The organism is Micromonospora peucetia (assembly GCF_900091625.1).
GTDB lineage: Bacteria > Actinomycetota > Actinomycetes > Mycobacteriales > Micromonosporaceae > Micromonospora > Micromonospora peucetia.
Genome location: NZ_FMIC01000002.1, coordinates 3476465 through 3497554 on the forward strand (window position 1 = coordinate 3476465; position 21090 = coordinate 3497554).

General features: G+C 73.1%; 18 protein-coding genes and 2 pseudogenes. 17 read left to right on the forward strand and 3 right to left on the reverse strand.

All coding sequences use genetic code 11. The annotated features are described in order from the left end of the window. The first annotated feature begins 165 nt into the window (after positions 1 to 165). The 8 genes and pseudogenes from GA0070608_RS16305 to GA0070608_RS16340 all read left to right on the forward strand — a co-directional run bounded on the left by GA0070608_RS16305 (position 166) and on the right by GA0070608_RS16340 (position 9928). Complete coding sequence (locus GA0070608_RS16305) at positions 166 to 2205, forward strand: TIGR03960 family B12-binding radical SAM protein (protein ID WP_091628880.1); 2040 nt, start codon at positions 166 to 168, stop codon at positions 2203 to 2205. Between the two features lie 172 nt (positions 2206 to 2377). Continuing rightward, positions 2378 to 3115, forward strand: coding sequence for a TIGR03936 family radical SAM-associated protein (locus tag GA0070608_RS16310; RefSeq protein ID WP_266319540.1), 738 nt, complete (start codon positions 2378 to 2380; stop codon positions 3113 to 3115). 131 nt (positions 3116 to 3246) lie between these two features. Next, the gene (locus tag GA0070608_RS16315; RefSeq protein WP_091628882.1) at positions 3247 to 6342 is read left to right on the forward strand and encodes an Rne/Rng family ribonuclease; all 3096 of its coding nucleotides are present in this window, start codon (positions 3247 to 3249) and stop codon (positions 6340 to 6342) included. Between the two features lie 117 nt (positions 6343 to 6459). Then, positions 6460 to 6975, forward strand: a complete 516-nt coding sequence (locus GA0070608_RS16320) for a hypothetical protein (RefSeq protein WP_091628885.1) — start codon at positions 6460 to 6462, stop codon at positions 6973 to 6975. A 168-nt stretch (positions 6976 to 7143) separates the two neighbouring features. Beyond that, a complete protein-coding gene (gene rplU, locus GA0070608_RS16325; protein ID WP_091628888.1) occupies positions 7144 to 7458 on the forward strand; it encodes a 50S ribosomal protein L21 in 315 nt (104 codons plus the stop codon). Between the two features lie 11 nt (positions 7459 to 7469). Continuing rightward, positions 7470 to 7724: a 50S ribosomal protein L27 gene (rpmA, locus tag GA0070608_RS16330; protein ID WP_091072397.1), complete on the forward strand. Its 255-nt coding sequence runs from the start codon at positions 7470 to 7472 to the stop codon at positions 7722 to 7724. Positions 7725 to 7815: 91 nt separating this feature from the next. Further along, a pseudogene (gene obgE / locus GA0070608_RS16335) lies at positions 7816 to 9258 on the forward strand (GTPase ObgE); the annotation flags it as partial. Between the two features lie 220 nt (positions 9259 to 9478). Next, positions 9479 to 9928 (forward strand): GNAT family N-acetyltransferase, encoded by a 450-nt coding sequence (locus GA0070608_RS16340; RefSeq protein WP_091628891.1) that lies wholly within the window; start codon positions 9479 to 9481, stop codon positions 9926 to 9928. Between the two features lie 212 nt (positions 9929 to 10140). Here the strand turns inward: GA0070608_RS16340 and GA0070608_RS16345 are convergent, their stop codons facing one another. Then, the gene (locus tag GA0070608_RS16345) at positions 10141 to 10620 is read right to left on the reverse strand and encodes a DUF4383 domain-containing protein (RefSeq protein WP_091628893.1); all 480 of its coding nucleotides are present in this window, start codon (positions 10618 to 10620) and stop codon (positions 10141 to 10143) included. 258 nt (positions 10621 to 10878) lie between these two features. Here GA0070608_RS16345 and GA0070608_RS16350 point away from each other — a divergent pair, with 258 nt between their 5' ends. The 3 genes from GA0070608_RS16350 to GA0070608_RS16360 are packed head-to-tail and all read left to right on the forward strand — an operon-like array spanning position 10879 to position 12786. Next, positions 10879 to 11655: a hypothetical protein gene (locus GA0070608_RS16350; RefSeq protein WP_091628895.1), complete on the forward strand. Its 777-nt coding sequence runs from the start codon at positions 10879 to 10881 to the stop codon at positions 11653 to 11655. A gap of 31 nt (positions 11656 to 11686) precedes the next feature. Further along, a complete protein-coding gene (locus GA0070608_RS16355) occupies positions 11687 to 12139 on the forward strand; it encodes a phage holin family protein (protein WP_091628897.1) in 453 nt (150 codons plus the stop codon). Then, positions 12136 to 12786, forward strand: a complete 651-nt coding sequence (locus GA0070608_RS16360) for a DUF3618 domain-containing protein (protein ID WP_091628899.1) — start codon at positions 12136 to 12138, stop codon at positions 12784 to 12786. The genes GA0070608_RS16355 and GA0070608_RS16360 overlap by 4 nt, the downstream gene beginning before the upstream one ends. A gap of 516 nt (positions 12787 to 13302) precedes the next feature. On the opposite strand, the gene GA0070608_RS16370 is transcribed toward GA0070608_RS16360, so the two are convergent. Beyond that, positions 13303 to 14550, reverse strand: coding sequence for a cytochrome P450 (locus tag GA0070608_RS16370; protein WP_091628902.1), 1248 nt, complete (start codon positions 14548 to 14550; stop codon positions 13303 to 13305). A 353-nt stretch (positions 14551 to 14903) separates the two neighbouring features. Between GA0070608_RS16370 and GA0070608_RS16375 the strand changes: the two genes are divergently transcribed. After that, positions 14904 to 15296: a hypothetical protein gene (locus GA0070608_RS16375; protein ID WP_091628904.1), complete on the forward strand. Its 393-nt coding sequence runs from the start codon at positions 14904 to 14906 to the stop codon at positions 15294 to 15296. 166 nt (positions 15297 to 15462) lie between these two features. On the opposite strand, the gene GA0070608_RS16380 is transcribed toward GA0070608_RS16375, so the two are convergent. After that, on the reverse strand, positions 15463 to 15681 hold the full coding sequence (locus GA0070608_RS16380) for a DUF397 domain-containing protein (RefSeq protein ID WP_091628907.1): 219 nt from the start codon (positions 15679 to 15681) through the stop codon (positions 15463 to 15465). A 69-nt stretch (positions 15682 to 15750) separates the two neighbouring features. On the opposite strand from GA0070608_RS16380, the gene pepN reads away from it, so the two are divergent. The 5 genes and pseudogenes from pepN (at position 15751) to GA0070608_RS16405 (ending at position 20972) form a co-directional block, all read left to right on the forward strand. Further along, positions 15751 to 18264 (forward strand): aminopeptidase N, encoded by a 2514-nt coding sequence (gene pepN, locus GA0070608_RS16385; RefSeq protein WP_091628909.1) that lies wholly within the window; start codon positions 15751 to 15753, stop codon positions 18262 to 18264. A gap of 71 nt (positions 18265 to 18335) precedes the next feature. Then, positions 18336 to 18931: pseudogene (gene nadD / locus GA0070608_RS16390) on the forward strand (nicotinate-nucleotide adenylyltransferase). Positions 18932 to 19041: 110 nt separating this feature from the next. Further along, entirely contained in the window at positions 19042 to 19446 is a 405-nt protein-coding gene (gene rsfS / locus GA0070608_RS16395; RefSeq protein WP_091628911.1) for a ribosome silencing factor, read from the forward strand. Continuing rightward, on the forward strand, positions 19443 to 20072 hold the full coding sequence (locus GA0070608_RS16400; RefSeq protein ID WP_091628913.1) for a histidine phosphatase family protein: 630 nt from the start codon (positions 19443 to 19445) through the stop codon (positions 20070 to 20072). The genes rsfS and GA0070608_RS16400 overlap by 4 nt, the downstream gene beginning before the upstream one ends. Positions 20073 to 20111: 39 nt before the next feature. Continuing rightward, positions 20112 to 20972, forward strand: coding sequence for a DegV family protein (locus GA0070608_RS16405; protein WP_091628915.1), 861 nt, complete (start codon positions 20112 to 20114; stop codon positions 20970 to 20972). The last annotated feature ends 118 nt before the right edge of the window (positions 20973 to 21090 follow it).

Consider the following 21090-nt stretch of genomic DNA (forward strand, 5'->3'; position numbering starts at 1 on the left):
TCCCGGCCACCGTCCTGGCCGGCACCGGACGGGCGTCGCAGCCGGCCAGCGTGGTCGAACGGGGACGGCGGCTGCGTGGAAGTGACGGACCGCCGCGACGTGCCGGCGGCGCGGCGCCCGGCGTGCGCGCGATGGCCGCCGCCGGGCCGCGTACCCTTGGGCGTTATGAGCGTCCCGTCCACCCCGCCGCGCCCCGCCACGGCCAATTCCGGCGACGACTCCAGCTCGGCGCGTCTGACGCCGCGCCGCGACCTGGAGTCGTCGGTCTGGCCCCGGCTGGAGCCGCTGCTGCCGCAGGTGACCAAGCCCATCCAGTACGTCGGTGGCGAGCTGGGCGCGGTGGTCAAGGACTGGGACGCGGCGGCCGTGCGCTGGGCGCTGATGTACCCCGACGCCTACGAGGTCGGCCTGCCCAACCAGGGCGTGCAGATCCTCTACGAGGTGCTCAACGAGCTGCCCGACGTGCTCGCCGAGCGGACCTACGCGGTCTGGCCGGACCTGGAGAAGCTGATGCGCACGCACGGCGTGCCGCAGTTCACCGTCGACGCGCACCGCTCGGTGCGCGACTTCGACCTCTTCGGTGTCTCCTTCTCCACCGAGCTGGGCTACACCAACCTGCTCACCGCGATCGACCTGGCGGGCATTCCGCTGCTCGCCGCCGACCGCACCGGCGCCGACCCGGTGATCGTGGCCGGCGGCCACGCCGCGTTCAACCCGGAGCCGATCGCCGACTTCGTCGACGCCGCCGTGCTGGGCGACGGCGAGGAGGCGGTCCTGGAGATCACCGGGATCGTGCGGGAGTGGAAGGCCGAGGGGTCCCCGGGCGGACGCGACGAGCTGCTGCTGCGCCTGGCCCGCACCGAGAGCGTCTACGTGCCGCGCTTCTACGACGTGGACTACCTGCCCGACGGCCGCATCCAGCGGGTCGTGCCGAACCGGGCGGACGTGCCGTTCCGGGTGCACAAGCGTACGACGATGGACCTGGACGCCTGGCCGTACCCGAAGAAGCCCCTGGTGCCGCTCGCGGAGACCGTGCACGAGCGGTACGCGGTGGAGATCTTCCGGGGCTGCACCCGGGGCTGCCGGTTCTGCCAGGCCGGCATGATCACCCGTCCGGTGCGCGAGCGTTCCATCACCACCGTCGGGCAGATGGTGCGGGAGGGCCTGGAGTTCTCCGGCTTCCACGAGGTGGGCCTGCTGTCCTTGTCGTCGGCCGACCACTCCGAGATCGGCGACATGTGCTCGGGCCTGGCCCAGCAGTACGAGGGCACCAACGTCTCGCTCTCGCTGCCGTCGACCCGGGTCGACGCGTTCAACATCGACCTCGCGCAGCAGTTGTCCCGCAACGGCCGGCGCACCGGCCTGACCTTCGCCCCGGAGGGCGGGTCGGAGCGGATCCGCAAGGTCATCAACAAGATGGTGTCGAAGGAAGACCTGATCCGCACCGTCGTTACCGCGTACACCAACGGCTGGCGGCAGGTGAAGCTCTACTTCATGTGCGGCCTGCCCACCGAGACCGACGACGACGTCCTCGAGATCGCGGACATGGCCCACGAGGTGATCAAGGCCGGCCGGGCCGCCACCGGCTCGAAGGACATCCGCTGCACGGTCTCCATCGGCGGGTTCGTGCCGAAGCCGCACACCCCGTTCCAATGGGCGCCGATGGAGCGGCCGGAGGTCATCGACGGCCGGCTCAGGATGCTCAAGCAGGCGATCAACGCGGACCGGTCGCTCGGCCGGGCGATCGGCTTCCGCTATCACGACGGCGAGCCGTCGCTGATCGAGGGCCTGCTCAGCCGGGGCGACCGCCGGGTCGGCGCGGTGATCCGCAAGGTCTGGGAGAACGGCGGCCGGTTCGACGGGTGGAGCGAGCACTTCTCCTACCAGCGCTGGGTGGACGCGGCGGCCGAGGCGCTGCCCGTCTTCGGGGTCGACCTCGACTGGTACACCACCCGGCAGCGCGACGAGCTGGAGGTCCTGCCCTGGGACCACCTGGACTCGGGCCTGGACAAGGACTGGCTCTGGCAGGACTGGCAGGATTCGCTCAGCGAGTACGAGCAGGACGACTGCCGGTGGACCCCGTGCTTCGACTGCGGCGTCTGCCCGTCGATGGACACCGAGATCCAGATCGGCCCGACCGGGAAGAAGCTCCTCCCGCTCACCCCGATCAACGGTCTGAAGCTTCCCACCGGCGCCCAGCAGTAGCCCCGCCGCCGGCGGGCGCCGCCTGGTGCGCCGCCCGCCGTGCGCCGGGTTGATCATGTGGCTATCGTCGGCGGCAGGCGACTCGCGAGCAGTGCCGTCACGATCAACCGGTTCCGACACGAGGAGCACGACGATCAGTAGGAAACCACAGCCAGAGGGCGGTCAGGCGCCGGTGGTCCAGCGGGTTCGGATCCGGTACGCCAAGCGTGGCCCGCTGCGCTTCACCTCGCACCGGGATTTCGCCCGGGCGTTCGAGCGGGCGCTGCGCCGGGCGGGCGTGCCGATCGCCTTCTCCCAGGGCTTCACCCCGCACCCCAAGATCTCGTACGCCAGTGCGGCCCCGACGGGCGTGGCGAGCGAGGCCGAGTACCTGGAGATCGGCCTTCGCGAGCAGGTCGATCCGGCGGAGCTGCGTGCCGCGCTGGACGCCGCGCTCTCGCCCGGGCTCGACGTGCTCGACGCCGTCGTAGCCGCCGGCGGAAGTCTCGCCGACCGGATCGAGGCGTCACACTGGCGCATCGAGCTGCCCGAGGTCGACCCGGCCGTCCTGCAACGGGCGGTTGCCACCTTCGCCGCCGCCGACGAGGTACTGGTCGAGCGGATGACCAAGCAGGGACAGCGCACCTTCGACGCCCGGGCGGCGGTGATGCGCATCGATGTGATCGTGTCGCCGGAGACGCCTTCCGAGGCCCCGGCCGTACCGTGTGCGATACTCGAACTGGTCGTGCGGCAGGTCACCCCCTCCGTGCGGCCCGATGACGTCCTTTCCGGCCTCCGCGTGGTGGCCGACCTGGAGCCGCCGGTCTCGCCGAGGGTGATCCGGCTGGCACAGGGCACGCTGACCGCGCAGGATGCGATCGCGGATCCGTTGGACGCGGACCGCGGCGGGGCAACCATCGGTGAACGCTGACCGTCGGTCAGTGTTCAGGCAGGCAGACTTCGACGGTCGCGCACCGTGCGTGCCCGGCGGAAACACTTTTGCGGCAACCCTGCGTGGCAGCGCTCACCCGCGCCCGGGGCAGCCAGAACTGGAGAACGTCCATGCTCGAGAACGAGCCCGAGGGCGGCGAACGGACCGGTTCACAGCCGGCCGACGAGACCGCTGACAACAACAGCACCGTCGAGAACGTCGCCGGGGCGGAGATCGCCACCGGCGTCGCCGACGTCGGAACCAGCGGGGCCGAGCAGGCCCCGGCCGCACCGGTCCGGCGGCGCACCACCCGGCGGCGGGCCACGCCGCTGAACCAGCCGGAGCAGACCGAAGCGCCGGTCGAGGCGTCGACGGCGCCCGTGCCGGGCAGCGCCGAGGCGCCCCAGGCTGAGGTGCTCGCCCCGGTCTCCGGTGACCTCGACGCCGCACCGAAGGCGACGCGCCGCCGCCGCAAGGCCACCACCGCGAAGGCTGCCGAGGACACCACCGCGCAGCCCACGGAGCCCGCCGCGCAGGGCGTGGACGCCGCCGGAGATGCGCCGGTCGCGGCGGAACAGGCACCTGCCGAGCCGGCCGTGCCGCCGGTCAAGGCGACGCGTACCCGCCGGAAGAAGGCCGTTCCCGCTGCGGCCGAGCCGGCTGCGGAAACCCCGACCGAGGTCGCCGGCCCGCCCGGCACCACGCCCGGCGAGGTCGCGGAGCAGCCGCCGGCAGCCGCCGGCAGCGAGCCGGAGGCCGGCACCGGGTTCGGTGCCGCCGCCCCGCCCGCCGCCGTCAGCGGTGCGCAGAGCCGTTCCGGCGAGGTCCCGCCGGGCGTGGCGGTCACCCCGCCCGCCGAGGAGGAACCGGCCGTCGAGCCCGAGCCGCGCACCCGCCGCCGGCGAGCCGCGCTCTCCGCGCCCACCGTGCTCTTCATGGCCCCGCAGCCGGAGGACGTCCCGGTCGTCCGGGTCGTCGCGCCGGCCCCGGCCCCGGCCCCGGCACCTGAGCCGGCCCCGGAGCCGGAGGAGCCCGCCGCCGAAGAGCAGGTCGAGCCGGCGCGTCGTCGCCGTCGTGGCCGCCGCGACGTCGAGGCGGTCGAGGTCGTCGAGCCCGAGGCACCGGCCGAGGAGGCCGTCGAGGACGAAGACGAGGACGAAGACGAGGACGAGGACGAGAGCGCCGCGGCCCGCCGCCGGCGCCGGCGTGGCCGCCGCGGTCGCGGCCGGGGCAAGGGTGGCGCGGAGGACGCCGAGGACGAGGAGTCCGAGGAGTCCGCGCAGGCCGAGGCGGAGGAGCCCGAGGGCGACGAGGACGAGGAAGCCGAGGGCGGCGACGCGTTGACCCGTCGCCGTCGCCGTCGCCGTCGCCGGGGCGCAGGCGACGTCGAGGCGGGCGCCGACGACGGCGTGCCGACCGTCGTCAAGATCCGCGAACCGCGCAAGACCGTCGACGAGGTGCAGGGCGTCTCCGGCTCCACCCGGCTGGAGGCGAAGCGTCAGCGCCGCCGCGACGGTCGCGAGCAGCGCCGTACCCGGCCGCCGATCCTCAGCGAGTCGGAGTTCCTGGCCCGCCGGGAGGCCGTCGACCGGGTGATGGCGGTACGCCAGCGCGGCGACCGCACCCAGATCGCCGTCCTGGAGGACGGGGTGCTCGTCGAGCACTACGTCACCCGCAACTCCTCCGGCACGATGGCCGGCAACGTCTACCTCGGCAAGGTGCAGAACGTCCTGCCCAGCATGGAGGCGGCCTTCGTCGACGTCGGGCGCGGCCGCAACGCCGTCCTGTACGCCGGCGAGGTCAACTGGGACACCACCGGACTGGAGGGCCGGGCCCGCTCCATCGAGCAGGCGTTGCGCTCCGGCGACTCGGTGCTGGTGCAGGTCACCAAGGACCCGATCGGTCACAAGGGCGCCCGGCTGACCAGCCACATCGCGCTCTCCGGCCGGCACCTGGTCTACGTGCCCCACGGCAACGCCTCCGGCATCAGCCGAAAGCTGCCCGACACCGAGCGCAAGCGGCTGCGGGACGTGCTGAAGAAGCTGGTGCCGGACGGCGCGGGCGTGATCGTCCGGACGGCCGCCGAGGGCGCCAGCGAGGACGAGTTGGCGCGCGACGTCAAGCGACTCCAGGCGCAGTGGGAGGACATCCAGGCCAAGGCGGCCGAGGGCGGCGCCCCGGTGCTGCTCTACGGAGAGCCGGACCTGGTCATCCGGGTCGTCCGGGACCTGTTCAACGAGGACTTCCGCGAGCTGGTGATCGAGGGCGAGCAGTCGTACGACATGGTCGAGTCGTACCTGTCGCACGTCTCGCCCGACCTGGTCGCCCGGCTGCGCCGGCACGTCGGCACCGCCGACGTCTTCGCCGAGTACCGGATCGACGAGCAGATCATCAAGGGGCTGGACCGCAAGGTCTTCCTCCCCTCGGGTGGTTCGCTGGTGATCGACCGGACCGAGGCGATGACCGTCATCGACGTCAACACCGGCAAGTACACCGGCTCCGGGGGCAACCTGGAGGAGACGGTCACCCGGAACAACCTGGAGGCCGCCGAGGAGATCGTCCGGCAGCTCCGGCTGCGTGACATCGGCGGCATCGTGGTGATCGACTTCATCGACATGGTGCTGGAGTCCAACCGTGAGCTGGTGCTGCGCCGGCTGACCGAGTGCCTGGGTCGGGACCGCACCAAGCACCAGGTCACCGAGATCACCTCGCTCGGCCTGGTGCAGATGACCCGCAAGCGGATCGGCGCGGGGCTGCTGGAGGCGTTCAGCGAGACCTGCGAGTGCTGCAAGGGCCGGGGCCTGGTCGTCCACACCGAGCCGGTGCCGGAGAAGCCGCGCCCCGGCACCACAGGCGCGGGGGAGAAGGTCAAGGCGGTCGCCTCGGCCGTCGCCGCCCCGGCTGCGGAGCAGGTCGCCAGCCCGTCCCGGCGGCGGGCGCGCAAGACCGCACCGGCCGAGCGCACCGTGGCCGAGGTCACCGAGACCGACGTCGACACCGCCCCGGACACCGGATACCACGACACCATGGGCTACGACCTGTCCCGCTACGAGGCGGACACCACGGCCGCGCCCGAGATCGCCGACAGCCAGACGGGCGAGTCGGCCCGGCTGGCGGCCCCGGACGACCCGGACGCGCTGTCCGACGCCGACGGCGACGAGTCGGAGGGCGCTGCCGGTCGGCGCCGCTCCCGCCGCAGCGGCGCGCGGCGGCGTACCCGGCCGTGACCGACTGACCGGTCCGACGTGTGACAGGGCCCCTTCCCGGCGATGTCCGGCGGGAGGGGCCCTGTCGTATGGTCGATCCCCGGCCACGATCGGCCGCCTGCGGTCAGGAGAAGAACGATGCGCCGTCTGCTCGCCGTCACCGCCCTCACCGCTGTCCTGCTCGCCGGCGCCGGATGCGCGGCCGAGCGGCCAGAGCGAACCGCCCCGCCCGGCGGCGCCCCGGTCAGCGGTGCCCCGACCAGCGGTGCCACGCCGGACGGGCCCAACGGCCGGGCACCGGGGGCCGGCAGCGGGGCGGCCGGCGGCAACGCCCCCGAGGTGTGTGCCGCAGCACAGCGGGCGGGCGAGACCGCCGTGCGGACGTACGTCGAGGAGCTCGGCAGGATGGTCGCGGCGGTCGGGGCGAGCGACGCGCCGGCGGCCCGAACCGCCCGCGACCGGATTTCCACCGCGCTGACCGAGTGGCGCAGTACGCTGCGCCGTGAGTCGACCCGGGCCGAGGACGCGCAGCTCAAGACGCTCCTCGCGGACATGGCGGCGGAGGTGGGCACGCTGGGCACCGACGTCGAGTCGATCGACGAGACCGAACTCGACCGGCTCCGGCAGCGCCTCGACCAGCTCTGCGCACGCTGACCGGCGGGGGCCCGGTTTGGGCGTCGGCCCTCCCATGGCGTACGCTGACCTGCGGTGCACTTTGGTGTGCCGAGTTCTCGCGTGCCCGCGCCGCCGTGCCTCTGCTGCCCGGCGAGCCGCCGTGGGAACGCCCCGCCAGCAGCCTCAACGACAGGGAGTCCGCCTCCGATGTACGCGATCGTCAAGACCGGCGGCAAGCAGTACAAGGTCGCCGAGGGCGACGTGATCGAGGTCGAGAAGCTCGTCGGTGCCCCCGGCGACGCGGTGAAGCTCACCGCGGTGCTCCTCGTCGACGGTGACGACCTGGTGACCGACGCGACGAAGCTTGCCAAGGTCGCGGTGTCCGGCGAGATCGCCGCGCACACCAAGGGCCCGAAGATTCGGATCCACAAGTTCAAGAACAAGACTGGCTACCACAAGCGCCAGGGTCACCGCCAGCCGTTGACCCAGGTCAAGGTGACCGGCATCTCCAGCGGGAAGTAGGTCGTCCTCAGATGGCTCACAAAAAGGGTGCGTCCAGCTCGCGCAACGGCCGTGACTCGGCGGCGCAGCGACTCGGCGTGAAGCGCTTCGGTGGTCAGGTCGTCAGCGCGGGTGAGATTCTCATCCGTCAGCGTGGCACCAAGTTCCACCCCGGTGACCTGGTCGGCCGCGGCGGAGACGACACGCTCTTCGCGCTGTCCGCCGGTTCGGTCCAGTTCGGCACCAAGCGCGGTCGCAAGACCGTCAGCATCGTGCCGCAGCAGTAGTTCGAAGGCGTTGCGGGCCGCGGACCTCGTGTCCCGGCCCGCTTCGTCTTTTTCGTGCGGGGCGTGAACCTCGCTGGAAGGATTGACGCCCGTGGCGACGTTCGTTGACCGGGTCGTCCTGCACCTGCAGGCCGGCGATGGCGGGCACGGTTGTGTCTCGATCCATCGGGAGAAGTTCAAGCCGTTCGGCGGCCCCGACGGCGGCAACGGCGGGCACGGCGGCAGCGTGTCCCTGGTGGTCGAACCGCAGGTGACGACGCTGCTCGACTTCCACTTCCGCCCGCACGTGAAGGCCGACAACGGCAAGGGCGGCGCCGGGTCGAACCGGGACGGCGCGAACGGCCGCAACCTCGTGCTCACGGTGCCGAACGGCACCGTGGTGCAGACCCTCGACGGCACCGTGCTGGCCGACATGGTCGGCGCCGGCACGACCTTCGAGGTGGCCCGGGGCGGGCGCGGCGGCCGGGGCAACGCGTCGCTGGCCAACGCCCGGCGCAAGGCCCCCGGCTTCGCCGAGCTGGGCGAGCCCGGCGAGCAGCTCGACGTGGTGCTGGAGCTCAAGAGCGTCGCCGACGTCGGCCTGGTGGGGTTCCCGTCGGCCGGCAAGTCGTCGCTGATCTCGGTGATCTCCGCCGCGAAGCCGAAGATCGCCGACTATCCGTTCACCACCCTGGTGCCCAACCTGGGCGTGGTCCGGCTGGACAATCACACCTTCACCGTCGCCGACGTGCCCGGCCTCATCCCGGGGGCGGCCACCGGCAAGGGCCTCGGCCTGGAGTTCCTCCGGCACATCGAGCGCTGTGCGGTGCTGGTGCACGTGATCGACACCGCCACCCTGGAGCCCGGCCGGGACCCGGTCGCCGACATCGACACCATCGAGGCCGAGCTGACCGAGTACGGCGGTTTGGCCGACCGTCCCCGGCTGGTGGCGCTCAACAAGGTCGACGTGCCGGACGGCCGGGACCTGGCCGAGATCGTCCGCCCCGACCTGGAGGAGCGCGGCTTTCGGGTGTTCGAGGTCTCCGCGGCGACCCGTGAAGGGCTCAAGGAGCTCATGTACGCGATGGCGGAGTTGGTGGAGCAGGGGCGCAACGCCGCGCCGCCGGCCGAGCCGACCCGGATCGTGATCCGCCCCCGGGCGGTCGACGACGCCGGCTTCACCATCGAGGCCGCGCCCGACGGCGCCTGGGTCGTGCGGGGCGTCCGTCCCGAGCGGTGGGTGCGGCAGACGAACTTCGACAACGACGAGGCGGTCGGCTTCCTGGCCGACCGGCTGGCCCGCCTGGGTGTCGAGGAGAAGCTCGGCAGGGCCGGTGCGGAGCCGGGCGACCTGGTCCGGATCGGCGAACGGGAGTTCGACTGGCAGCCGACCCTCTACGCGGGCGCCGACTTCACTCCCGGCAACCGGGGCACCGACGTCCGGCTGGAGGAGAAGTCCACCCGAGCGTCGGCCGCGGATCGGCTGGCGGCCCGCAAGGCCCGCCGGCAGCGCCCGGAGGACGAGATCGAGGGCACCGACGCCGACGTCTCGGACGACGTCGGCCCGTCGGTCGGGCACAGCTTCGACGAGGCCGGCCCCGCCCAGGAAGCCGACCCCGGCCAGGAGGACGGCCCGTCCCGCGGGTTCGCTTCGTCCCGCGGGATCGGTTCGTCGCGCCCGGTCGTGGAGGACGACGCCGAATAGCTCGTCGTGTTCCGCGAGCGGGTCAACTGCCAGAAACCTGCCCGAAATCACCACCGCCTAGCGTGGCCTGATGCTGATCGAGTCACGCCCCGTCACCGATCCGGAAATCGACGCCCTGGTCATCGCCCAGCAGCGCGAGTTGCGGGAGGCCGACGGCGGGCTGGACGGCCAGGCGACCGTCACCCACGACGGCATCCGCTACCTGGTGGTGGTCGCCGACGGGCGGGCGGTCGCCTGCGGCGGGATCCAGGCGTTCGACGCGGTCACCGGTGAGGTGAAGCGGATGTACGTCCACCCGGCGTACCGGGGGCGGGGCCTCGCCCGGCAGTTGCTGACCGCGTTGGAGGAACTGGCCTTCCAGCAGGGGTACGCGGAGGTCCGCCTGGAGACCGGCACGTACCTGCCGGCCGCGCGCGGGCTCTACACCTCCAGCGGATACGAGCCGATCCCGGTCTACGGCGAGTACGTCGGCAATCCGTACAGCGTCTGCTTCGCGAAGCGGCTGCGCGTGCCGGCCTGACGGCGGCCGGCCGGTCAGTCGCCGGTGTGCGCGTGCGCGGCGGTGACCGGCTTCGACTCCGCCGACCCGCGCTGCACAGGAAGACGCCGAGCATCGCGACGGCCAGCGCGTTGTCACGCAGCCATCCCGGCATGGCGACCTCCTCGCCGACGGACCCCCGATCCTCCGGTGCCCGGACGGCAGGCCAGGCGAACGCCGCGATGCCGCGTGGGTCAGGGACGGTCGAAGGGGGCATCCGGCCGGGTGCCCGTGCCCACCTGGTTGGAGAGCAGCAGCCCGAAGACGAGCATGCCGAAGCCGAGGGCCAGGTGCAGATAGTTGTCGGCGTCGTTGACCGGGATGAAGTTGGCCGCGCTCTCCCGGTTGATCACGAAGCCGTACAGCCACAGGCCGAGGTAGAGGGCGCCGCCGCCGGCGAGGAAGATCCGGGCGCCGGCGACGCTGCGGGCCAGTAGCAGTCCGGCCAGCCCGAAGCCCAGGTGCAGCGCGTTGTGCAGGATCGACACCTGGAACAGGCCGAGCAGCCGGGCCTCGGAGTGGTGGCCGGCGAACGTCATGTCGCCGTAGCCGGTGGTGATGCCAGGAATGAATCCGAGCACCCCGATCAGGACGAAGACTACGGCCGCGGCCACGGCGGCGAGCTGCACCCTCGGCTTCGGGCCCGGTGGGCCGCCGCGTGCGTTCCGTGCCATCGATTCACCTCCGTGGACCCGCGGAACGCCCTGTTCGCGGCGCCGGCCGCGAGGAACGGTCGTCACTGTGAGCGACGGCGTAGACACATGGCCCGACGATCCTCCATTTTGTAGACCGTCAGCGGCGGGCGCAGGAGAAGCCACGAACGAGGTATGGAATCGGAGACCGGGGGTAGGTCAAGAGGTGCGCCGGCAGGAACGGCCGGCGCATCCCCCCAAGCACACACCCGCGACGACTTTCTGAGCGGAAGGGAAACCATGACCTACGATCTGTCACCCACGACTTCCACGTACGGGCAGGATTCGACCAACGGAAGCGGTGTCCGCGAGCAGGCCCGTCAGGTTGGCTCGGAGGCCAAGCAGGCCGGCGGCGCCGTCGCTGAGACCGCCAGGGAGCAGGGCCGGGAGGTTGCCGGCGAGGCGAAGCGCCAGGCGCGCAACCTCTACGGCGAGGCCCGCAGCCAGCTCGCCAGCCAGACCGGTGAGCAGCAGCGGCGTGCCGCCGGCGGGCTCCGCTCGCTGGCCGACGAGATGCACTCGATGGCCGACCAGGGTGGTCAGGCCGGCCCGGTGACCGAGATCGCCCGCCAGGCCGCCGACCGCGTGCACGGTGTGGCCGGCTGGCTGGAGCAGCGCGAGCCCGGCGACATCCTCGCCGAGGTGCGCGACTACGCGCGCCGCAATCCGGGCACCTTCCTGGTCGGCGCCGCCGTGCTCGGCGTGCTCGCCGGCCGGCTGACCAAGAACATCTCCGCCGGTGACAGCCAGGGCGGCAACGGCTCCCCCGCGTACGGCTCGGGCGCCGGCTACGACCCGGACCGGACCGCGGTCATCCCGACCCCGCCGGCCACGCGCGCGGTGCCGGACGCCGTACCGCCGGGCGGCTACCTCGACCCGACCCCGGGCGCGTACGCCGACCCGCAGACCACCACCAGCTACACCGACCCCGCCGGTGGCGTCGGCCAGCCGTTGCCGCCGGTGAGCCAGACCGACCCGCTGCCGGGCGTGCCGTCCACCGGAACCACCCGTCCGTGAGCCCACGAATCATCCGAAGGGAGGCGGCGGCATGAGCATGCCGACGCAGGAGGCGGGGCTGGGCCCCGGCCACCATCCGCACGACGCGGACGAGGTCAGGGGCAGCTCGATCGGTGACCTGATGCGCCAGGTCACCACCGACCTGTCCACCCTGATGCGGCAGGAGGTCGAGCTGGCCAAGGCCGAGATCCGCCAGGAGGGCAAGAAGGCGGGCAAGGCCGCCGGCTTCTTCGGCGGCGCCGGCTTCGGCGGCTACATGGTGGCCCTCTTCCTCTCGCTGGCCCTCTGGGCCGGGCTGTCCAACGTGATGGACGCCGGCTGGGCGGCGCTGATCGTGGCCGTCATCTGGGGCGCGATCGCCGCGGTCCTCTACTCCAAGGCCAAGAAGAGCGCCGAGCAGATTCGCGGCCTCAAGCAGACCAACGACAGCGTGCAGCGGATTCCCGACGCGCTCAAGCCCCACCCGCAGGAGGTCACCCGATGAGCACCGATCCGGACCAGATCCGCCGGGAGATCGAAGCCACCCGGAGCAACCTGAGCTCGGACGTGGACGCGCTGGCGTACAAGGTCAGCCCCGCCCGCATCGTCGACGACCGCAAGCAGCGGGCCCGCAACGCACTACAGAATGTGAGGGACAAGGTGATGGGAAGCGCATCCGACCTGGGTCACAGCACCAAGCACGGCGCCCACGTGGTGGGCGACCACGCCTCCTCGGCGGCGTCCACCGTGAGCGACAAGGCGCACTCGGCGGCTTCGACCGTCAGTGACGCCGCACAGCGGGCGCCGCACGTGATCCGGCAGAAGTCCGAGGGCAACCCGCTGGCCGCCGGCCTGATCGCCTTCGGCGTCGGCTGGCTCGCCTCCTCGCTGGTTCCGGCCACCCGCCGCGAGCAGCAGGTGGCGACGCAGGTGAGGGAGAAGGCCGGCGAGCACGCCGGGGCGGTGAAGGAGAAGCTGGGTGAAATCGCCAGCGAACTGAAGGAGGAACTGCGCGAGCCGACGCAGTACGCCACCGAGTCGGTCCGGTCCACCGCCCAGGATGCCGTGCACGCCGTCAAGGACGACACCCGTTCGGCGGCGTACGACGTGAAGGACCAGGCGCAGCAGTCCCGCGAACAGGTGCGGTACTGACCAGCCCGCCACCCGCACGTGGACAGGTCGCGGCCATTCCCGGAACACTCCCGGGAACGGCCGCGACCTCCTGCATGCCCGCCCCGCGCCCCGCGCCCCGCGCCCCGCGCCCCGCGCCCCGCGCCCCGCGCCCCGCGCCCCGCGCCCCGCGCCCCGCGCCCCGCGCCCCGCGCCCCGCGCCCCGCGCCCCGCGCCCCGCGCCCCGCGCCCCGCGCCCCGCGCCCCGCGCCCCGCGCCCCGCGCCCCGCGCCCCGCGCCCCGCGCCCCGCGCCCCGCGCCCCGCGCCCCGCGCCCCGCGCCCCGCGCCCCGCGCCCCGCGCCCCGCGCCCCGCGCCCCGCGCCCCGCGCCCCGCGCCCCGCGCCCCGCGCCCCGCGCCCCGCGATCTTGCACTTTCTGCCCTCGTAAATCGGGAGAAAAGACGCAGTATAGGGGCCGAAAGTACAAGATCGCGGAGGAGGAGGGCGGGGGCGGCGGAGGAGGGCGAGGGCGGGGTGGCGAGGATGAGGTGGGGGCGCTCAGGCCGTGCGGCGGATGTTGGTGATCAGGAACCCGCTCGGCGGCAGCGCCGGCATTCGGCGCAGGCTTAGCGCCAGGTCCTGCGGCGGTACGTCGTACCGCATCGTCGTGGTCAGGTTCGTCACCGCCCGCTTCATCAGCTCGATCGTGATCCACTCGCCGGCGCAGCGGTGACCGGTCAGGTGCTCGCCGCCGCCCTGGGGGACGAGGGCGAACGGGTCGCCCCGCCAACCGGTGAAGCGCTCTGGCCGGAACCGCTCCGGTTCCGGCCAGAGCGTCCGGTGGTGGTTGGTGCCGTACAGGTCGAGTAGCACCCGCCGGCCGCGTGGGAAGTGGTAGCCCTGCCAGTCGAACGAGCGGCGGACCCGGGCGGCAGCCACCGGGAAGAACGGGTAGTAGCGGCGTACCTCCTGCACGAAGTTCTCGGTGGCCTCGTCGCTCTCGCGGACCCGCTGCCGCCAGGCCGGGTGGTCGTGCAGGGCCAGCGCGGCGAAGACGACGAAGCGGTCGACGGCGACCGTGGGGCGTAGCACGTTGAGCAGCTCGACGGCCGCGATCCGGCGGGGGAGCAGCCGCCCGCGGGCGTCCCGGTGCTCGGCTATCACCCGCAGCGCACTGCCGGCGGGGGCCGGGAGCGTGCCGACGCGCTCCCGGTCGATGATGTGCCCGATCCAGCGTTCAGCCCGGCGGCGGCCCCACCGGCCACGCCAGTGTGCGGGGCCGAGCGTCGCCGTCCCCTCGATCATCGCGTGCAACTCGGCGGTGCGCCGGTCCACCTCGGAGTTCGCCAGCGGTACGCCGGCCCACGCACAGACCGCGCGGGTCAGCATCCGGGCGACCTCGTCGTACAGCACCACCGGCCCGCCCGACTCCCAGGCCGGGACCCGGGCCCGCCACTCGTCGTCGAAGAGCTGCCCGAGGTGCCGGACCGCGGTCGGCGTCATGAGCGACATGAACATGGCCTTGCGGTCGGCGTGGTCCGCGCCGTCGAGGCCCTGCACGCCGCCGCGGCCGGTGAGGGTGCGCTGCGCCCGCTTCGGCATCGCGCCCGCCCGGACGAAGCGCTCGGGGGCGTAGAAGAGCTCCGCCGCAGGCCGGCCGCGCAGGCAGATGGTGGGCTCCAGCAGCAGCCGGGCCTGGAAGATGTCGGTGCCGTGACGGTCGCAACGCCGGCCGATGAAGCGGTAGCCGTCGCGCAGGAACGCCACCGAACTGTCCGGGCTGCGTTCCGTCGGGATGGTCGTCATCGGGCCTCCTGACCGGGGTGGCGGCCGGGTCGGCCGAATCCTGTCCGTGCCTCTGCGTCTACCCAGGTCGGCGTAGCTGAACCCCGCCGAACAGACGGGCGCGCGGCTTGCTGGCCCGGCACACGGCTTGCTGGCCCGGCATATGGCTTGTTGGCCCGGCGGGCGGCGGAAACGTGAGGGGAGGGGGCCAGCGAACGGCATGCCTGCTGGCCCCTCCCAGGGGCGCGGGAAGCTGGTTGGCTCGGGGGAGCGGTCCGTCGGGCCGCCGAGGGCATGCCGCCGGTCGGCAGCCGGGACGGGGCCTGGGCGGTCCACCGGAGGACGGGCGCGCCAGATCACCACGGGGAGGGCGTATGCGCGACAACAGGCCGCCGTATTGGCGGCAACGGCAGGCGATGGAGGCGCTCGGCGCGGCTCGGGAGGTCGCTGGCACGTCGTTGATCGCGTCGCCCCGCCGTTCGGCCCGGCCGGGCCGGTTCTTCACGGTGCACCTCGGCTTCACCGCGCCCGACCTGGCGTCGGCCCGGGAGTTCGCCGTCGGTTACGCGGAGGCGCTGAGCGTGCTGCGATCCGAGCTGGCCCTGGGCGCGTCGGCGCTGTCGCCCGCCGAGGCGTGGCAGCAGGCCGAGCGGTTGTTCTGCGGCGCGTCCGGCCCCGATGGCGAACGCTGCGTCGACGTGGCCGGCCATCCCGGCTTCCATCACGCGCCGGGGCCCGGCGGGCTTGGCTGGGGCGACGGTGACTAGTCAGGGGTCGTCTCGGAACGTGGCGGGGTGGCGGCTCGCCCACCGGCCCGCTCCGCCAGCCACCGCGACCCGTCCACCGCGACCCGTGTCGCCCGCAGGAGAACGGAGGAGGCCGGAGGAGGCCGGGCGGGCGGCGGGCCGGGTGCCCTCGCCCGCCCGCGCGATGTCAGTCCAGGTCGAACTCGCCGTCCTGGGCGCCGGCGACGAAGGCGTCCCACTCGGCCTGGGTGAAGACCAGGACAGGGCCGTCGGGCTCGGCGGAGTTGCGCATGCCGATCAGATCGTCGACGAAGGCGACCTCGACGGCGCTCTCGGAGGTGTCACCCTCGGCCCGCTGCCAGACCGCCTGGGAGAGGTCGAAGTCGCCCTTGGGGTGCGAAGCCATCGTTCAGTCCTCCAGTGCCACGAGTCATGGGGGAGCCACGTACGGTTCCCTATCGGGCAGGATAAGCGGATGGCGAGCCTGACCCGTGTAGAGGCGACCGCGCGTGGCGTGGCGATCACTGTCGAGTCCTATCAGGTGGACCTCGACCTGACCGGCGGCGAGCGGTTCCGCTCCGACGTCACCATCCGCTTCCGGGCGATCTCCGGCGCGGAGACCTTCGTCGAGGTCCAGCCCGTGAAACTGCTGGCGGTACGCCTCAACGACCGCGACGTCGACCCCTCCACGCTGGACGACAACCGGCTGACGCTGACCGGGCTGGCCGAGGGCAACACGCTGACCGTCTCCGCCGAGATGGCGTACTCGAACACCGGCGAGGGGATGCACCGCTTCGTCGACCCGGCCGACGGCGAGACCTACCTCTACGTGACGTCCTTCCTGGACAACGCGCAGCGCGTCTTCGCCGCGTTCGACCAGCCCGACCTGAAGGCCCCGGTCACCCTGTCGGTCACCGCCCCGCCGCACTGGATCGTCGCGGCCAACGGTCCGCTCGCCACCAGTCCGCGCCCCGGGCGTTGGGAGTTCGCCCCGACGGCGCCGCTGGCCACATACTTCGTCTCGCTGATCGCCGGCCCCTGGCACGTCCGGCGCGACGAGCACGACGGGATCCCGCTCGGCCTCTACTGCCGGCGCTCCCAGGCGGAACACCTGGACGCCGACGCCGAGGAGATCCTCACCGTCACCAGGCAGTGCCTCGACCGGTTCCACCAGCTCTTCGCCGAGCGCTACCCGTTCGGCAAGTACGACCAGGCGTTCGTGCCGGAGTTCAACGCCGGCGCGATGGAGAACCCGGGGCTCGTCACCTTCCGCGACGACCACATCTTCCGCTCCGCGGTCACCGACACCCAGCGGGAGTTGCGTGCCACCACGATCGCCCACGAGATGGCGCACATGTGGTTCGGCGATCTGGTCACCATGCGCTGGTGGGACGACCTGTGGCTGAACGAGTCCTTCGCGGAGTACCTGGGCACCCGGGTGACTGCCGAGGCGACCCGCTTCGAGGGTGCCTGGACGACCTTCGCCCTGCGCCGCAAGGCCTGGGGCTACGCGGCCGACCAGCGTCCCTCGACGCACCCCGTGGCGCCCGAGGAGGTAGCCGACGCCGCCGAGGGCCTGCTCAACTTCGACGGCATCTCGTACGCCAAGGGCGCCAGCGTGCTGCGGCAGTTGGTCGCCTGGCTCGGCGACGACGCCTTCCTCGCCGGCCTCAACGCCCACTTCGCGACACACCGGTTCGGCAACGCCACCCTGGCCGACCTGCTCGGCAGCCTCGCCACGGCCGCCGGGCGGGACCTGTCCGGATGGGCGGAGCGCTGGCTGCGCTCGGCGCAGGTCAACACGCTGCGCGCCGAGGTCACCGTCGACGCGGACGGCCGCTACACCGAGGTGGCGGTCGGGCAGACCGCCCCCGAGTCACACCCGGTGCTGCGCCCGCACCGGATCGGCGTCGGCCGGTACGCCGCAGACGGGACGGCCGTCCGGGCGGAGGTCGAACTCGACCCGGATGCCGACGGCGGCCGGACAGTGCTCACCGGGCTGGCCGGCGAGCCGGCGGCACGCCTGCTGCTGCCCAACGACGGCGACCTGACCTTCGCCAAGATCCGGCTCGACCCCGCGTCGGCGGACGCCGTCCCGATGGTGCTGCCCAGCCTGGCCGACCCCCTGGCCCGGGCGCTGCTCTGGGGCGAGGCCCTGGACGCCGCCACCGACGGGGAACGGCCGGTCGCCGGCCTGGTCACCCTGATCGCCACCGCCCTCCCCGCCGAGACCGAGGTGATCATTGCCGAGGACGTGCTCGAGCTCAGCCGCTCGTTGGTCGACCGCTACCTCGACCCACTCGCCCGCGAGGCCGCCCTGGCGCAGGTCGCCGATGCCTGCCGAAGGATGCTCGACGGCGCTCCCGCCGGCGGGTCGCTCCAACTCGCCGCTGCCCGGGGCTGGATCGCCGCCAGCACCGACGCCGACCGGCTGACCGGCTGGCTCACCGGCCGGGACGTCCCGCCGGGGCTGGCGGTCGACGCCGAACTGCGCTGGGCCCTGCTGCTCCGGCTGGTGGTGCTCGGTGCGGCCGGCGCCGCAGAGATCGCCGCCGAGGCAGCGGCCGACCCGAGCGCCGCCGGCACCGAGCATGCCGCCCGCTGCCGCGCGGCGCTGCCCGATCCGGCCGCCAAGCAGGCGGCGTGGGAGATCGTCGTGTCGAACACCGAACTGTCCAACCGGCTCGTCGAGGCGACCGCGGAAGGGTTCTGGCAGCCTGAGCAGGTCGAACTGACCGCCGGCTATGTGGCGCGTTACTTCGCCGACATGCCGGCCGCCGCGCGGTCGCGTACGCCCTGGGTGGCGGAACAGGTCGCGAAGCTGGCCTTCCCCCGCTACGCCGTGGCGCAGCCCACCCGGGAGGCGGCCGTGGCACTGCTGGCCCGCGACGACGTCACCCCCGGCCTGCGCCGGGTGGTCACCGACGCCGACGACGACCTGCGCCGGGCCCTGATCGCCCGGACGGCGGTCGCCGCCGCGGCGGCGTGACGCCGCCCGCCGAACGGGACGGTCCGGCAGCCCCGACGGGCCGCCGGTTCCGCCCGGCCTAGGATCGCGGGGTGGAGGAAGACACCCGGCGGGTCGGCATCATGGGCGGCACCTTCGACCCGATCCACCACGGGCACCTCGTCGCGGCCAGCGAGGTGGCGGACCGGTTCGGGCTGGACGAGGTGGTCTTCGTCCCCACCGGCCAGCCGTGGCAGAAGGCGGACGAGCCGGTCACCCCGGCGGAGGACCGCTACCTGATGACGGTCATCGCCACCGCCTCCAACCCGCGTTTCCAGGTCAGCCGGGTCGACATCGATCGGGGCGGACCCACCTACACCGTCGACACCCTGCGTGACCTGCACGCCGAGTACGGCCCGAAGGTGCAGCTGTTCTTCATCACCGGGGCGGACGCGCTGGAGCGGATCCTCTCCTGGAAGGACCTGGAGGAGATCTTCGAGTTGGCCCACTTCATCGGGGTGACCCGGCCGGGCTTCGAGTTGACCGCAGCGCACCTGCCGGCCGACACGGTGAGCCTGGTGCAGGTCCCGGCGATGGCCATCTCGTCCACGGACTGCCGGGCCCGAGTCGCCCGGGGGAGCCGGTCTGGTATCTGGTGCCGGACGGTGTGGTGCAGTACATCGCCAAGCGGCGCCTCTACCAGCCATGATTCCGCCCGGTATGGGGTGGTTCGGGCGGGTAACGCGCCAGAACTGACGAGTCGGTATTCCGCCGGGTGTGAGACGCTTGGAGCATCGCACGGTTGATCTAAGGAGAACGGTGACAGTTTCCGAACGCGCTCACGAGTTGGCCCTCGCCGCCGCCCAGGCCGCGGCCGACAAGAAGGCGCAGGACATCGTCATCATCGACGTGGGCGATCAGCTCGCTATCACCGACGCGTTCCTGCTCGCCGCCGCTCCCAACGAGCGTCAGGTGCTCGCCATCGTCGACGCCATCGAGGAGCGGCTGCTCGAGCTGCCGGAGAAGGCCAAGCCGCTCCGGCGCGAGGGCGAGCGGGGCGGCCGGTGGGTGCTGCTCGACTACGTCGACATCGTGGTGCACGTCCAGCACACCGAGGAGCGCGAGTTCTACGCCCTCGACCGGCTCTGGAAGGACTGCCCGACGATCCCGTTCGTCGACCGGGACCTCGTCGACGCCGAGTCCGGCTCCACGACCGCGGAATGACCCGCCTGATCATCTGGCGGCACGGCAACACCGACTGGAACGCCGCCAGCCGGGTCCAGGGGCAGACCGACGTACCACTGAACGACCTCGGCCGCGAGCAGGCCCGCAGCGCCGCGCCCCTGCTCGCGGCGCTACGGCCGGACGCCGTCGTGGCCAGCGACCTGAGCCGCGCGGCGGACACCGCCGGCGCGCTGGCCGCGCTGACCGGGCTGCCGGTGCGCACCGACCCACGGCTGCGGGAGCGGCACTTCGGGTCCTGGCAAGGGCTGGTCCTCACCGAGGCCGCCAAGCGTCACCCCGCCGAGTTCGCCCGCTGGCGGGCCGGCGACCCGGACCCGGGCGCCGGCATCGAGACCCTCGACGACCTCGGCAAGCGGGTCGGCGCGGCGCTGTCCGACGCCGCCGACGCAGTGCCCGGCGGCACCGTTGTGGTGGCCACCCACGGCGGTGCGGCCCGGCAGGGCTGCGGCCATCTGCTCGGCTGGGAACACGCCGTCCTGCGCACCATCGGCTCACTGCAGAACTGCCACTGGACCGAGCTGCGACACGACGACACCCGGGGCTGGCACCTGCGCGCACACAACGTCGGCCAGATCATTGTGCCGGCCGCCACCGAGGCAGTCTGACCCCGGCGTTCCCCGCCGGCATCGGCTAGCCTGCCGGGCATGCCCGTCGCGGTCGTCACCGACTCCACCGCCTACCTCCCGCCCGAGCTGCTGCGCGCCCACCGGCTGACGGTGGTGCCGCTGGCCGTCGTGCTCAACGGCGCCGAAGGGCTGGAGGGAGTGGAGACCACCCCGGCCGACGCCACCCGGGCGCTCGGCGGCCGGCGCGTCTCGGTGAGCACCTCCCGTCCCGCGCCGGAGCAGTTCGCCCGGACGTACCGGGAGCTGTTCGACGCCGGCGCCGACGGGGTCGTCTCGGTGCACCTCTCCGCCGAGCTCTCCGGCACGGTGGAGGCCGCCCGGCTGGCCGCCACCGGGTTCGGCGACCGGGTCGCCGTGGTCGACAGCCGCTCGACCGGCATGGGCCTCGGCTTTCCCGCCGTCGCCGCCGCCACGGCCGCCGAGCGGGGCGAGGACCTTTCGGTGGTACGCGACGCCGCGGTGGACGCGATCGCCCGCACCAGCATCTGGTTCTACGTCGACACGCTGGAGTTCCTCCGCCGGGGCGGCCGGATCGGTGCCGCCGAGGCACTGTTCGGCACCGCCCTGTCGGTCAAGCCGATCATGTACATGCCGGACGGCGTGATCGTCCTCAAGGACAAGGTGCGTACCGCCAGCCGGGGCGTGGCGCGGCTGGTCGACCTGGCCGTCGAGGCCGCCGGCGACGCCGAGGTCGACCTGGCCGTGCACCACCTCGCCGCACCGCAACGGGCCGAGGCGCTGCTGGAGGCGCTGAAGGTCCGGCTGGGCGACCGCCTGCACGCCTCGTACGTCTCGGAGGCCGGCGCGGTGGTCGCCGCGCACGCCGGGCCCGGCCTGGCCTGCGTCGTCGTGCATCGCCGGTCGTCCACCACAAGCTAGTCCCGATCCCGCGCCGCCCGCGTCGCCCGCGTCATCGGCTTCCACCGGGGCGACCGGGGGTGGATCGGAACCGGGCTCGTCGACGCTGTCGAGCTGCCCCGCCGGACGGGGCAGCGGG

Coding starts and splice junctions, on each gene's coding strand:
- GA0070608_RS16305 (WP_091628880.1), top strand. CDS start 166: ATGAGCGTCCCGTCCACCCCGCCGCGCCCCGCCACGGCCAATTCCGGC.
- GA0070608_RS16315 (WP_091628882.1), top strand. CDS start 3,247: ATGCTCGAGAACGAGCCCGAGGGCGGCGAACGGACCGGTTCACAGCCG.
- GA0070608_RS16320 (WP_091628885.1), top strand. CDS start 6,460: ATGCGCCGTCTGCTCGCCGTCACCGCCCTCACCGCTGTCCTGCTCGCC.
- rplU (WP_091628888.1), top strand. CDS start 7,144: ATGTACGCGATCGTCAAGACCGGCGGCAAGCAGTACAAGGTCGCCGAG.
- rpmA (WP_091072397.1), top strand. CDS start 7,470: ATGGCTCACAAAAAGGGTGCGTCCAGCTCGCGCAACGGCCGTGACTCG.
- GA0070608_RS16340 (WP_091628891.1), top strand. CDS start 9,479: ATGCTGATCGAGTCACGCCCCGTCACCGATCCGGAAATCGACGCCCTG.
- GA0070608_RS16345 (WP_091628893.1), bottom strand. CDS start 10,620: ATGGCACGGAACGCACGCGGCGGCCCACCGGGCCCGAAGCCGAGGGTG.
- GA0070608_RS16350 (WP_091628895.1), top strand. CDS start 10,879: ATGACCTACGATCTGTCACCCACGACTTCCACGTACGGGCAGGATTCG.
- GA0070608_RS16355 (WP_091628897.1), top strand. CDS start 11,687: ATGAGCATGCCGACGCAGGAGGCGGGGCTGGGCCCCGGCCACCATCCG.
- GA0070608_RS16360 (WP_091628899.1), top strand. CDS start 12,136: ATGAGCACCGATCCGGACCAGATCCGCCGGGAGATCGAAGCCACCCGG.
- GA0070608_RS16370 (WP_091628902.1), bottom strand. CDS start 14,550: ATGACGACCATCCCGACGGAACGCAGCCCGGACAGTTCGGTGGCGTTC.
- GA0070608_RS16375 (WP_091628904.1), top strand. CDS start 14,904: ATGCGCGACAACAGGCCGCCGTATTGGCGGCAACGGCAGGCGATGGAG.
- GA0070608_RS16380 (WP_091628907.1), bottom strand. CDS start 15,681: ATGGCTTCGCACCCCAAGGGCGACTTCGACCTCTCCCAGGCGGTCTGG.
- pepN (WP_091628909.1), top strand. CDS start 15,751: ATGGCGAGCCTGACCCGTGTAGAGGCGACCGCGCGTGGCGTGGCGATC.
- GA0070608_RS16400 (WP_091628913.1), top strand. CDS start 19,443: ATGACCCGCCTGATCATCTGGCGGCACGGCAACACCGACTGGAACGCC.
- GA0070608_RS16405 (WP_091628915.1), top strand. CDS start 20,112: ATGCCCGTCGCGGTCGTCACCGACTCCACCGCCTACCTCCCGCCCGAG.